The organism is Streptomyces sp. NPDC050704 (assembly GCF_040654355.1).
GTDB lineage: Bacteria > Actinomycetota > Actinomycetes > Streptomycetales > Streptomycetaceae > Streptomyces.
Genome location: NZ_JBFAHW010000117.1, coordinates 1 through 12,757, shown reverse-complemented (window position 1 = coordinate 12,757; position 12,757 = coordinate 1). Strand labels below are relative to the sequence as shown.

General features: G+C 70.9%; 8 protein-coding genes and 1 pseudogene. 5 read left to right on the top strand and 4 right to left on the bottom strand.

All coding sequences use genetic code 11. From position 1 onward, the window contains the following. Positions 1-67: 67 nt before the first annotated feature. Positions 68-286: a hypothetical protein gene (locus AB0I18_RS42150; RefSeq protein WP_363111060.1), complete on the bottom strand. Its 219-nt coding sequence runs from the start codon at positions 284-286 to the stop codon at positions 68-70. Between the two features lie 75 nt (positions 287-361). Between AB0I18_RS42150 and AB0I18_RS42145 the strand changes: the two genes are divergently transcribed. Further along, the gene (locus tag AB0I18_RS42145) at positions 362-1,201 is read left to right on the top strand and encodes a chitosanase (protein WP_363111059.1); all 840 of its coding nucleotides are present in this window, start codon (positions 362-364) and stop codon (positions 1,199-1,201) included. A 132-nt stretch (positions 1,202-1,333) separates the two neighbouring features. On the opposite strand, the gene AB0I18_RS42140 is transcribed toward AB0I18_RS42145, so the two are convergent. From AB0I18_RS42140 to AB0I18_RS42130, 3 genes are all read right to left on the bottom strand, one after another. Continuing rightward, the gene (locus AB0I18_RS42140) at positions 1,334-2,794 is read right to left on the bottom strand and encodes a glutamate synthase subunit beta (protein WP_363111058.1); all 1,461 of its coding nucleotides are present in this window, start codon (positions 2,792-2,794) and stop codon (positions 1,334-1,336) included. Continuing rightward, positions 2,787-7,382, bottom strand: a complete 4,596-nt coding sequence (gltB, locus tag AB0I18_RS42135) for a glutamate synthase large subunit (protein ID WP_363111057.1) — start codon at positions 7,380-7,382, stop codon at positions 2,787-2,789. Before gltB ends, AB0I18_RS42140 begins: the two co-directional genes overlap by 8 nt. A 372-nt stretch (positions 7,383-7,754) precedes the next feature. Continuing rightward, the gene (locus tag AB0I18_RS42130; protein WP_363111056.1) at positions 7,755-8,486 is read right to left on the bottom strand and encodes a VIT1/CCC1 transporter family protein; all 732 of its coding nucleotides are present in this window, start codon (positions 8,484-8,486) and stop codon (positions 7,755-7,757) included. Positions 8,487-8,747: 261 nt separating this feature from the next. On the opposite strand from AB0I18_RS42130, the gene AB0I18_RS42125 reads away from it, so the two are divergent. The 4 genes and pseudogenes from AB0I18_RS42125 to AB0I18_RS42110 form a co-directional block, all read left to right on the top strand. Then, on the top strand, positions 8,748-9,830 hold the full coding sequence (locus tag AB0I18_RS42125; protein WP_363111055.1) for an ADP-ribosylglycohydrolase family protein: 1,083 nt from the start codon (positions 8,748-8,750) through the stop codon (positions 9,828-9,830). A 29-nt stretch (positions 9,831-9,859) separates the two neighbouring features. Beyond that, the gene (locus tag AB0I18_RS42120; protein WP_363111077.1) at positions 9,860-11,122 is read left to right on the top strand and encodes an ADP-ribosylglycohydrolase family protein; all 1,263 of its coding nucleotides are present in this window, start codon (positions 9,860-9,862) and stop codon (positions 11,120-11,122) included. 7 nt (positions 11,123-11,129) lie between these two features. Next, on the top strand, positions 11,130-12,287 hold the full coding sequence (locus AB0I18_RS42115; protein WP_363111054.1) for an ADP-ribosylglycohydrolase family protein: 1,158 nt from the start codon (positions 11,130-11,132) through the stop codon (positions 12,285-12,287). Further along, a pseudogene (locus AB0I18_RS42110) lies at positions 12,284-12,577 on the top strand (ADP-ribosylglycohydrolase family protein); the annotation flags it as partial. The gene AB0I18_RS42115 and the pseudogene AB0I18_RS42110, both read left to right, overlap by 4 nt. Between the last annotated feature and the right edge of the window lie 180 nt (positions 12,578-12,757).

The window sequence follows — 12,757 nt, the reverse complement described above, 5'->3', positions numbered from 1 at the left end:
GTCCGGTGCGGTACCGAGCCCCTTGAGGGGCTCGGAGGTGCGACACTGCACAGCTCCCGCGGGGCGCTCAGCGGAAGAGCATCCGGCGGACAGGTTCCCTGGTCAGGGCCGGTACGAGGGTGAGGGCGTCCTCAGCGGCCTCGTTCAGCCCCGACGCCCGCCGGTCCCGCGCCCGCCGCAGCGCCCCGGCCAGCAGACGGGCCTGTTCGCCGTCCAGCCGTCCGAAACTCTCCGGCAATGGTCCGCCCGACTCCGCCCGCAGCAGCGCCAGTTCCTCCGCGCTCACAAGTTCTCCCCCGACACTCACAGATTCTCCACCCGGTGCGGCACGGCACTCTGCGGCGATCGTACTCTTTGCCGCATGAAACGCGCCGCCCGTCTGCTGCTCGCCGCCGTCCCTCTCGTGGCGGTGGCGGTGTACTTCCTCGTGCCCGACCAGGACACCGACGGCTCCGGCCCGGACGCGCGGTCCACGGCCTCGCCCGCCGATCCCTCAGGGCAGACGGGCCTCGCCGCACCGGACAAGAAGGACCTGGCCCAGCGGATCGTGTCCAGTGCCGAGAACTCCAGCCTCGACTGGCGCGACCAGTACGGCTATATCGAGGACATCGGGGACGGCCGCGGCTACACCGCCGGCATCATCGGCTTCACCACCGGTACGCACGACCTGCTCACCCTGGTCGAGCGCTACACCGGGTCCCGCCCGGACAACGCCCTGGCCCGCTACCTCCCCGCCCTCCGCGAGGTCGACGGCTCCGACTCCCACGAGGGCCTGGACCCCGGCTTCACCGAGGCCTGGAAGGCGGAATCCGCGATACCGGCCTTCCGCCGGGCCCAGGACTCCGAGCGCGACCGCGTCTACTTCACCCCGGCGGTCCGCCTCGCCCAACGCGACGGGCTCGGCACCCTCGGCCAGTTCATCTACTACGACGCCATGGTCATGCACGGCCCGGGCACCGACCCCGGCTTCTACGGCCTCCGCAAGGACGCCATGGCGGAGGCGGACACCCCGACGGAGGGCGGCGACGAGAAGGCCTACCTCGACATCTTCCTCGACACCCGCCGCAAGGTGATGCGGGCCGAGAAGCGCGACACGACCCGCATCGACACGGCCCAGCGCCAGTTCCTGTACGACGACAACCTGGGACTGGAGACACCGCTGAAGTGGAAGATCTACGGCCAGCCGTACGAGGTGCGGTGAGCCATCTCCGCACTCACTCAGGGCTGCGTCCCCAAACGCACCACGGCGCCCACCATCGTCCGGTCGGGGACAAAGCAGGCGCCGCGTTCAGTTCCGTACGCCGTTGTACGGGACGTCTGTTGGGGTGGAGCGTCAGACCATCAGTGAACGGTCCGTGGGGCGGATGGGCGCCGGCAGCTCGCTCACGCCCGTGAGGAACCGGTCGACTCCGCGGGCGGCCGAGCGGCCCTCCGCGATGGCCCACACGATCAGCGACTGACCGCGGCCCGCGTCACCGGCGACGTACACGCCGGGCACGTTGGTGGCGAAGTCGGCGTCCCGCGCGATGTTGCCGCGCGCGTCGAGCTCGATGCCGAACTGCGAGACCAGCCCGTTCTCCTGGTCGGTCCCGGTGAAGCCCATCGCGAGCGTGACGAGCTGCGCCGGGATCTTCCGCTCGGTACCCGGCAGCTGCGTCAGCTTGCCGTCGACGAACTCGACCTCGACGAGGTGCAGCCACTGCACGTTGCCATCCTCGTCGCCCTCGAAGTGGGTGGTGGAGACGGAGTAGATCCGCTCGCCGCCCTCCTCGTGCGCGGAGGTCACCTTGTAGAGCATGGGGAAGGTCGGCCAGGGCTGCCCCGGGTTCCGCTCCTCGCCCGGCTGGGGCATGATCTCCAGCTGCGTGACGGACGCGGCGCCCTGACGGTGGGCCGTGCCCACGCAGTCCGCGCCGGTGTCACCGCCGCCGATCACGACGACGTGCTTGCCCTCGGCGGTGATCGGAGGCGCCACGAAGTCGCCCTCCTGCACCTTGTTGGCGAGCGGCAGGTACTCCATCGCGAAATGGATCCCCTTCAGCTCACGCCCGGGGACCGGCAGGTCGCGGGAGACGGTCGCACCGGCGGCGATGACCACGGCGTCGTACCGCTTGCGCAGCTTCGCCGCGTCGATGTCGCGCCCGATCTCCACGCCCGTACGGAACTTGGTGCCCTCCGCGCGCATCTGCTCGATACGCCGGTTGATGTGCCGCTTCTCCATCTTGAACTCGGGGATGCCGTAACGGAGCAGGCCGCCGATGCGGTCCGCGCGCTCGTACACGGCGACCGTGTGGCCCGCCCGCGTCAGCTGCTGCGCGGCGGCCAGACCGGCCGGCCCCGAGCCGATGACCGCGACCGTCTTGCCGCTCAGCCGCTCGGGCGCCTGGGCGGCGACGTCGCCGCTGTCCCATGCCTTGTCGATGATGGAGACCTCGACGTTCTTGATGGTCACGGCGGGCTGGTTGATGCCCAGCACACACGCGGACTCACAAGGGGCCGGGCAGAGGCGGCCGGTGAACTCCGGGAAGTTGTTCGTCGCGTGCAGCCGCTCCGACGCGGCGGACCAGTCCTCGCGGTACGCGTAGTCGTTCCACTCGGGGATCAGATTCCCCAGCGGACAGCCGTTGTGGCAGAACGGGATACCGCAGTCCATGCAGCGCGAGGCCTGCGTGGGGATGATCGGCAGCAGCGAGCCCGGAACGTAGACCTCGTTCCAGTCCCTGACGCGCTCACCGACGGGGCGGGTCTTCGCGACCTCGCGACCGTGGTTCAGAAAGCCCTTCGGATCAGCCATTGGTCGCCGCCTCCATCATCTTCTCGGTGATCTCGGTCTCGGAGAGACCGGCTCGCTCGGCGGCGTCCTTGGCGGCGAGCACTGCCTTGTACGTACTGGGGATGATCTTGCTGAAGCGGTCCACGGCCGTGTCCCACTCGGCCAGGAGCTTCCCGGCGACGGTCGAGCCGGTCTCCTCCTGGTGCCGGCGCACGACGTCGTGCAGCCACTGCTTGTCGGTGTCGTCCAGCTCCTCGACGGCGCCGGCGTTGCCGACGTTCACGTTGTCGCGGTTCAGGTCGATGACGTACGCGATGCCGCCCGACATACCGGCCGCGAAGTTGCGGCCCGTCTCGCCGAGCACGACCGCGTGACCGCCGGTCATGTACTCGCAGCCGTGGTCGCCCACGCCCTCGGACACGACCGTGGCGCCGGAGTTGCGGACGCAGAACCGCTCGCCGGTACGGCCCCGCAGGAACAGCTCGCCGCCGGTGGCGCCGTACGCGATGGTGTTGCCCGCGATCGTCGAGAACTCGGCGAGGTGGTCGGCGCCCCGGTCGGGACGGACGATCACCCGGCCGCCGGAGAGGCCCTTGCCGACGTAGTCGTTGGCGTCGCCCTCCAGGCGCAGCGTCACGCCGCGCGGCAGGAAGGCGCCGAAGGACTGGCCCGCCGAGCCGGTGAAGGTGATGTCGATGGTGTCCTCGGGCAGGCCCGCGCCACCGAACTTCTTGGTCACCTCGTGGCCGAGCATGGTGCCGACCGTGCGGTTGATGTTGCGGATCGCGACCTGGGCGCGGACCGGCTGGGCGTCGGTCGCGCTGGACGCGGCGAGGGCGTCGGCGGCGAGCTTGATCAGCTCGTTGTCGAGCGCCTTCTCCAGGCCGTGGTCCTGCTGGATGACCTGGTGGAGGGGGGCGCCCTCGGGCAGTTCGGGCACGTAGAAGAGCGGGGACAGGTCCAGGCCCTGCGCCTTCCAGTGGTTGACGGCCCGCTCGACGTCGAGGTGCTCGGCGTGGCCGACGGCCTCCTCGATCGTGCGGAAGCCCAGCTCGGCGAGGATCTCGCGGACCTCTTCGGCGATGAACTGGAAGAAGTTCACGATGTACTCGGCCTTGCCGGCGAACCGCTCGCGGAGCACCGGGTTCTGCGTGGCGATGCCGACCGGGCAGGTGTCCAGGTGGCAGACGCGCATCATGACGCAGCCGGAGACGACGAGCGGCGCGGTCGCGAAACCGAACTCCTCGGCGCCGAGCAGCGCGGCGATGACGACGTCACGACCGGTCTTCAGCTGACCGTCGGTCTGCACGACGATGCGGTCGCGCAGGCCGTTGAGGAGCAGCGTCTGCTGGGTCTCGGCGAGGCCGAGCTCCCAGGGACCGCCCGCGTGCTTCAGGGAAGTCAGCGGGGACGCGCCCGTACCGCCGTCGTGACCCGAGATGAGTACGACGTCCGCGTGCGCCTTGGACACACCCGCGGCGACCGTGCCGACGCCGACCTCGGAGACCAGCTTCACGTGAATCCGCGCCTGCGGGTTCGCGTTCTTCAGGTCGTGGATCAGCTGGGCGAGGTCCTCGATGGAGTAGATGTCGTGGTGCGGCGGCGGGGAGATGAGGCCCACGCCGGGGGTGCTGTGGCGGGTCTTGGCGACCCACGGGTAGACCTTGTGGCCGGGCAGCTGGCCGCCCTCGCCGGGCTTGGCGCCCTGGGCCATCTTGATCTGGATGTCGTCGGCGTTGACCAGGTACTCGGACGTGACGCCGAAGCGGCCGGAGGCCACCTGCTTGATGCTGGACCGGCGGGCCGGGTCGTACAGGCGGTCCGCGTCCTCGCCGCCCTCACCGGTGTTGGACTTGCCGCCCAGCTGGTTCATGGCGATGGCGAGCGTCTCGTGGGCTTCCTTGGAGATGGAGCCGTAGGACATGGCGCCGGTGGAGAAGCGCTTGACGATCTCGCTCGCCGGCTCGACCTCGTCGATGGAGATCGGCTCGCGGCCCGACTTGAAGCCGAACAGGCCGCGCAGCGTCATCAGCCGCTCGGACTGCTCGTTCACGCGGTCCGTGTACTGCTTGAAGATGTCGTAGCTGCGGGTGCGCGTCGAGTGCTGGAGGCGGAAGACCGTCTCCGGGTCGAACAGGTGCGGCTCGCCCTCGCGGCGCCACTGGTACTCGCCGCCTATGTCGAGCGCGCGGTGCGCGGGCGCGATGCCGCTCGCCGGGTACGCCTTGGCGTGACGGGCGGCGACCTCCTTGGCGATGACGTCGATGCCGACGCCGCCGATCTTGGTGGCCGTGCCGTTGAAATACTTCTGGACGAAGGCCTGGTCGAGACCGACGGCCTCGAAGACCTGGGCGCCGCGGTAGGAGGCGACGGTCGAGATGCCCATCTTGGACATGACCTTGAGGACACCCTTGCCGAGGGCGTAGATCAGGTTGCGGATGGCCTGCTCGGGCTCGATGCCGGGAAGGAACGTTCCGGCCCTGACCAGGTCCTCGACGGACTCCATCGCCAGGTACGGGTTGACGGCCGCGGCGCCGAAGCCGATGAGGAGGGCCACGTGGTGGACCTCGCGGACGTCGCCCGCCTCGACGAGCAGACCCACCTGGGTGCGCTGCTTGGTGCGGATGAGGTGGTGGTGGACGGCCGCGGTGAGCAGCAGCGAGGGGATCGGCGCGTGCTCGGCGTCGGAGTGCCGGTCCGAGAGGACGATCAGGCGTGCGCCGTTCTCGATGGCGGCGTCGGCCTCGGTGCAGATCTCGTCGATGCGTGCGGCGAGCGACTCGCCGCCGCCGGAGACCCGGTACAGGCCGGACAGGGTCGCGGCCTTCATGCCGGGCATGTCGCCGTCGGCGTTGATGTGGATGAGCTTGGCCAGCTCGTCGTTGTCGATCACCGGGAAGGGCAGCGTGACGCTACGACAGGAGGCCGCGGTCGGCTCCAGGAGGTTGCCCGCCGGGCCCAGCGACGAGCGCAGCGAGGTGACGAGCTCCTCGCGGATGGCGTCCAGCGGCGGGTTGGTGACCTGTGCGAAGAGCTGGGTGAAGTAGTCGAAGAGCAGCCGGGGGCGCTCGGACAGGGCCGCGATCGGCGAGTCCGTGCCCATGGAGCCGAGCGGCTCGCCGCCGGTCTTGGCCATCGGCGCGACGATGACGCGCAGCTCCTCCTCGGTGTAACCGAAGGTCTGCTGGCGGCGGGTGACCGAGGCGTGGGTGTGCACGATGTGCTCGCGCTCGGGCAGGTCGGAGAGCTCGATCTCGCCGGCTTCCAGCCACTCCGCGTACGGGTTCTCGGCGGCGAGGCCGGCCTTGATCTCGTCGTCCTCGATGATCCGGTGCTCGGCGGTGTCCACGAGGAACATGCGGCCGGGCTGCAGGCGGCCCTTGCGGACGACCTTCGCGGGGTCGATGTCGAGGACGCCGACCTCGGAGCCGAGGACGACGAGGCCCTCGTCGGTGACCCAGTAGCGGCCGGGGCGCAGGCCGTTGCGGTCGAGGACCGCGCCGACCTGGGTGCCGTCGGTGAAGGTGACGCAGGCCGGGCCGTCCCACGGTTCCATCATCGTGGCGTGGAACTGGTAGAAGGCGCGGCGGGCGGCGTCCATGGAGGCGTGGTTCTCCCAGGCCTCCGGGATCATCATCAGCACGGAGTGCGGGAGGGACCGGCCGCCGAGGTGCAGCAGCTCCAGGACCTCGTCGAAGGACGCGGAGTCGGAGGCCTCGGGCGTGCAGATCGGGAAGACCCGCTCGATCTTCTCCTGGTCGCCGAAGAGGTCGGAGACGAGCTGGGACTCGCGGGCCGCCATCCAGTTGCGGTTGCCCTTGACCGTGTTGATCTCGCCGTTGTGCGCGACGAAGCGGTACGGGTGGGCGAGCGGCCAGCTCGGGAAGGTGTTCGTGGAGAACCGGGAGTGCACGAGCGCGATCGCGGAGGCGAAGCGGCGGTCGGACAGGTCCGGGAAGAAGGGCTCCAGCTGGCCGGTGGTCAGCATGCCCTTGTAGACGATGGTCCGGGCGGAGAGCGACGGGAAGTACACGTCGGCCTCGCGCTCGGCGCGCTTGCGCAGCACGAACGCCTTGCGGTCGAGGTCGATGCCCACGCTCTCGCCGTCGGCCACGAAGACCTGGCGGAAGACGGGCATCGTCGAGCGGGCGGTGGCGCCGAGGAGTCCGGGGGCGACCGGCACGTCGCGCCAGCCGAGGACGGTCAGGCCCTCGTCGGCGGCGATCGTCTCGATCCGTGAGACGGCGTCGGCGGCGCCGTCCTCGGGCAGGAAGGCGGTACCGACCGCGTACGCACCGGCCTCGGGCAGCTCGAAACCGGCCACCTCGCGGAAGAAGGCGTCCGGGACCTGGGACAGGATGCCCGCACCGTCTCCGGAGTCCGGTTCGGCGCCGGTGGCACCGCGGTGCTCCAGATTGCGCAGAACCGTGAGCGCCTGCTCGACCAGCGCGTGGCTCGCCTCGCCGGTGAGGGTGGCCACGAAGCCGACGCCACAGGCGTCGTGCTCGTTGCGGGGGTCGTACATACCCTGCGCAGCAGGGCGAGCATCCATGAAGGACCACTTCTGGCCATTCGCGGAGTGCTGGGACGGCTGGCGCGGCGTACGCATCGGCTCTCCCGTCGTCGTCGTGGCATATGCGATTGCCGAGGGACGACGTTGGCCCTCTGCGGTGGGTGCAAAATTTCGTGCAGGTTACATGATGGAGCGGTTCTCGTGAACCGGATACTGCGTTCCAACATGCGGACGCCACAGTTCGCGGCGCGGGTACCGCTCGTGGCGGTGAAATAGGGGGACCTTTGCGGACAGATCAGTGACCGTCGGTCCGGTCGGGGCAGGCAACGTCACCCGCCTCGACAGGTGCGGAGCAGGCCTCATTGCCCGCAGCGCTTACGGCTCATGCCCGGTGGTTAAGGGATCGAAACCGCCGAGTAACGACTACTTATGCAGTCCCTTGCATAGCTGCTCGACTCGGCGCCCCATTCATCCTACGGCCGTACCGAACAAAGCACCCAGGACGTACGTCACACCGGCCGCGGCCCCGCCCAGCGCGAGCTGCCGGAATCCGCTGTACCACCAGGACTTCGCGGTCACCTTGGCCACGATCGCACCGCTCGCGAAGAGCCCGAGGAGCGCGAGCAGGAGAGCGGGCCACAGGGCGGTCGCGCCCAGCAGATACGGCAGTACGGGCAGCAGGGCCCCCAGCGCGAACGAGCCGAAGCTCGACACGGCGGCGACGGTCGGCGAGGGCAGGTCGCCGGGATCGATACCCAGCTCCTCCCGCGCGTGTATCTCAAGCGCCTGCTCGGGGTCCTTCGACAGCTGCCGGGCGACCTCCCGGGCGAGCACGGGATCGACACCGCGCCCCTGGTACAGCTCGGCGAGCTCCCGCTCCTCGTCCTTGGGGTGCTTCCTCAACTCCCTGCGCTCGACGTCGAGTTCGGCCTCGACGAGCTCACGCTGCGAGGCGACGGAGGTGTACTCGCCGGCGGCCATGGAGAAGGCGCCGGCGGCCAGACCCGCGAGCCCGGTGATGACGATGGTCCGGTGCGAGACGGCCCCGCCGGCAACACCGGTCATCAGGGCGAGATTGGACACGAGCCCGTCCATGGCACCGAAGACGGCGGGGCGCAGCCAGCCGCCGCTCACATCCCGGTGCGTGTGGTTGTCGCGGTGCGCCTCGTGGAGCGCCGCCTCGGTCTCGATGATGGCCATGCCCGGATCCCCCATGGTTCTTGTTTGGACTGATTCTACCTTTGGACAACACCAAATGTACGTCTGGAATTTCCCGCCCGCCAGCAAGGAAGGCCGTACTTACCTGCACCTTTCCGCTCACTCGCTCATCCGCAGGTGGGTGCGCACAGATGTCGACCGGGTGACGCTGGGGTGCGTGAGGCTCGGGTGCGCCCCTCAGGTGGGACAGATCAGCAAAGGGTCCTGCTGTCCTTCCGGACCCCGCGATGGAGAGGCACCGCCATGGCTTCGACTGCCTGCGTTCCCTCGGTCCCGGCACCCGGGAGCGCCGCCGACCTCCGCGAGCGAGCACGCGGCGCGCTGCTCGGACTCGCCGTCGGGGACGCACTGGGGGCGCCCGCGGAGAACATGAAACCGTCCGAGATCCGCGCACGCTGGGGCCGCATCACGGGATACGTGGCCGAAAATCCCGCCGGCACGGATGACACCGAGTATGCGATCTTCTCGGGGCTCCTGCTGGCCCGGCACGGTTCGGCACTCACGGTCGCGCATGTGGAGGCGGCCTGGCACCAGTGGATCGCGGACCTGGACGAGGGCCCGTTCCGGGGCGCGGGCTTCAGCGAGCGGGGCACCCTGGAGAACCTGCGCCGGGGCCTGGCCGCCCCCATCTCCGCCCAGCACCGGCATGCCTGGAGCGACGGTCTCGCCATGCGCGCGGCCCCCTTCGGCGTCTTCGCGGCGGGCCGCCCCGCGGAGGCGGCCCGGTTGGTGGCGATCGACGGTTCGGTGAGCCACGAGGGCGAGGGCATCTACGGCGGCCAGGCGGTCGCGGCGGGCGTCGCCGCGGCGATGGCGGGCGCCTCGACGATCGTGGTCGTCGCCACGGCCCTGGCCGTCATCCCCGACGACTCCTGGACCGCCCGTTCCCTCCGCCGGGCCGTCGCCTGCGCCCACCGCGGCGAACGCGCGATCCGCTCCTCGGTCGTCATCGGCGGCTACCCTTGGACGGACCTGGCCCCCGAGGCGGTCGCCCTCGCCTTCGGCGCGTACGCGGCCGCCGACGGCGACTTCACGGAGGCCGTCCTCACCGCGGTCAACATGGGCCGCGACGCGGACACGACGGCAGCGGTGGCCGGCGCCCTGGCGGGCGCGACGAGGGGCGCCTCATCGATCCCCACGGCCTGGGCGACGGCAATCGGCCCGGCAAGGGGAAGCTGCCTCCCATCGATGCGAGGCCACCACGTCCTGGACGTGGCGGACTTGCTGACCCCGGACGAGGAGGAGCACACCTACATCCACGAGCGACCGGCTCCGGACCCGGGCGCGTATGTGCTGGCTGCCGATGAGAACAAGGTCCAGCCGTGAGCGCCCCGTCAGGGGCGCGGGGCTGTGACATGTGCGGCTCCGCCGCGTGGGCACGACCAGCCCAAAACGACCCGCAGGTCACACGCCGCACCCCGACCCCACCAGGGGCGCGGGGAACTGCGCGACCAGCCACAACGAACCCGCACATCGCACACCCACCCAGCACCCCACGGCGAATCGAAGGCCTCCTCCTAGGCCTGGCCGCAGGCGACGCCGCCGGCTGGCCGGCCGCCCGCCACAGAGCCGCCCGCATGCCCGAATGGACCCGCCGCCTCACCCGAGAACTGGACACCTTCGCAGAACAGAACGCCACAACCACCCTCCCCGTCCCCATCGCCCTGAACCAGCCCCCGGAACCCCTACGGCTCGGCCCCTCGGACGACGCCGAGTGGGCGGCGTTCGCCGCGGAGGCACTGCTCCGGGCCACCGACGCCGGCATGCTCGGCGACCTGAGCCGAGACCGCCGCATGCGCGCGGCAATCGACCTGTCCTGGAACGCCGTAGCCAGCGAAGTCGCCGCCGCAGCGAACCGCGCCGCCGAGGTCGAGTCGGCCGTACTCCCCCTGCGCGCCCGCATCTCCGTACGGGCCGGCCTCGGCAACCTCGCCACCGGCCTGCGCCCGCCCGCCACCGGCCACGACAACCCCCACTACTTCGACGACGCGGCCTGCGTACGGGCCTGCGTGCTCGCCGTCGCACATGCCGGCGACCCCCGATCGGCCGCGGAACTCGCCGAGTTCGACGCCCGCTACACCCAGGACGGCGACGGCGTGCACGGCGCCCGGGCGATGGCCGCGGCAATCGCACTCGCACTGGCCGGCGCGGACGTGGACGCCTGCACGACGGCCGCGCTCGCCGAACTCCCCGAGTCCACCGAGATCGGCCGAAACGCCCGCCACGCGCTCCGGCTCGCCCGCGACTCCGTCCTGAAAGGGGACGGCGCCTTCGGCCTCATCCCCCTTCTGGAACACCAGATCGTCGACCACGTCTACAGCTACGGAATCGCCGCCGCCGAAACCGTCCCGGTCGCCCTCGCCCTCGCCACCGCCGCGCACGGCCGGATCGCCGAAGCCGTACCCGCCGCCGCATGCCTGTCCCGGGTCGCGGACTCGGCCCCCGCCCTGGTCGGCGCGCTCACCGGCGCGCTCGGCGGCGCCGCCGCGATCCCCGCCTCCTGGCGCGACGCCTGCCGCACCCTCTCGGGCTGCGCACTCCCTCGCCTGACCGGCACGGACCTCGTAGAACTCGCCGAACTCCTCGCAGCGACAGAACTGGCCCTCCCGGAGGGATGATTCGGACATGACGCCCATCGCATCCGCACCGGCACCCGCAACGCTGGAAGAACGGATCACCCGCAGCCTGGTAGGAGCCGCCGTCGGCGACGCGCTCGGCGGCCCCGTCGAGGGCTACTCCCCCGAGCAGATCACCGAGCGCCACGGCGGCCGCGTCCACGGCATCGTCGGCCCCTGGAACGCCGACGCCTGGCGCACGGCCCGCCCCGTCGCCCCGTACCACAAGGGCGACGGCCACGTCACCGACGACACCCTGATGACCCACGCGCTGGTACGGGTGTACGCGACGGTCCGCGACCACCTCGACGCGTACGCCATCGCCGGTCACCTGGTCCCCGACCTGATGACGACCCCCCGCTGGATCCCGGAACTCGAAGCCGAGGCCCTCCCCCTCCAGCGGATCTTCCTCGCCGAGAAGTGGCTGGTGGCCCGGATCCACTACGGCCACATCGACCCCCGCGAGGCCGGCACCGGCAACATCGTCAACTGCGGTGCCGCGATGTACATGGCCCCCGTCGGACTGGTCAACGCGGCCAACCCGGCGGGCGCGTACGCCGAGGCCCTCGACATCGCGGGCGCCCACCAGTCGTCGTACGGACGCGAGGCGGCGGGTGTCCTCGCGGCGGGAGTCGCGGCGGCCTGCACCCCCGGCGCGACCCCGGACTCGGTGGTAGAGGCCTGCCTCGCGGTGGCGAAGGACGGCACACGCGCGGCGATCGAGACGGTCTGTGACACGGCCACGCGCTACTCGGACTTCGAGTCGGCGCTGCGTCCGTTGCGCGAGGCGGTGGCTCCCTACGACACGGTCGGCCCCGACTACCGCGCTCCCTCGCTCGGCGCCCGCCGCCCCTCCCGCGTCCACTCCATCGAGGAACTCCCCATCGCCCTGGGCATGTTGCTGATCTCCCGCGGCGACTACCGGCACGCGGTCCTGGGCTCGGTGAACTACGGCCGCGACTGCGACTCCATCGCCACCATGTCCGGCGCCCTCGCCGGCGCGCTCGGCTCGGAGGTCCCGTCCGACTGGGCCAAGACGGTCGCGGAGTCCAGCCGCCTGGACCTGCACGCGCCCGCGACGACGCTCACGGAGGTGACGCGCGAGATCTTCGAGCGTGACGTGCGCCGCACCCGGGCCCACGAGGCGGCGTACGCGGAGCTGTCATGACCCCTCCCCTGCGCCTGACCTGGGTCCAGCCCGAGGACCTGCTCGGCCACGAACTCCGCCAGGCGGCCCAGGACGGCCGCAACGCGTCACGCATTGCCGCCCGTTGGAGAACGGCGGGCGGCCCGGAGGCCCCACTCCGCGCGGGCGCGTCACGTGAGCCGGTGTCACCGTACCTGCGGATGCTGGCGCAAGACCTCCTGGACGAACTGGCGGACCTGCCGAGCGAGTTGAGGGACAAGGAGCCGACGGAACTGGACAAGATCCGGTCTCTGTGCCCCGACTGGCCTGCGGCAGACAGCAGTTCCCGTAGGGCTGTGGGCAGTCGTTCCGCTGGGGCGGAACGGGTGGGCACAGCCGGCCTCAGCCGGACAGCCGCGCACAACCGAAGGGGGTTCCCGTGACCGAAGTCGAGTTGGTGGCCGTCGCGCTGGCCACAGGGGCGGCGCCAGGCCGCACGGATTCCGCGCGCG

What these genes read in the sequence shown, in the direction of transcription:
- gltB (WP_363111057.1), bottom strand. Translation starts at nt 7,382, where the DNA reads ATGCGTACGCCGCGCCAGCCGTCCCAGCACTCCGCGAATGGCCAGAAG.
- AB0I18_RS42115 (WP_363111054.1), top strand. Translation starts at nt 11,130, where the DNA reads ATGACGCCCATCGCATCCGCACCGGCACCCGCAACGCTGGAAGAACGG.
- AB0I18_RS42120 (WP_363111077.1), top strand. Translation starts at nt 9,860, where the DNA reads ATGTGCGGCTCCGCCGCGTGGGCACGACCAGCCCAAAACGACCCGCAG.
- AB0I18_RS42145 (WP_363111059.1), top strand. Translation starts at nt 362, where the DNA reads ATGAAACGCGCCGCCCGTCTGCTGCTCGCCGCCGTCCCTCTCGTGGCG.
- AB0I18_RS42130 (WP_363111056.1), bottom strand. Translation starts at nt 8,486, where the DNA reads ATGGCCATCATCGAGACCGAGGCGGCGCTCCACGAGGCGCACCGCGAC.
- AB0I18_RS42140 (WP_363111058.1), bottom strand. Translation starts at nt 2,794, where the DNA reads ATGGCTGATCCGAAGGGCTTTCTGAACCACGGTCGCGAGGTCGCGAAG.
- AB0I18_RS42125 (WP_363111055.1), top strand. Translation starts at nt 8,748, where the DNA reads ATGGCTTCGACTGCCTGCGTTCCCTCGGTCCCGGCACCCGGGAGCGCC.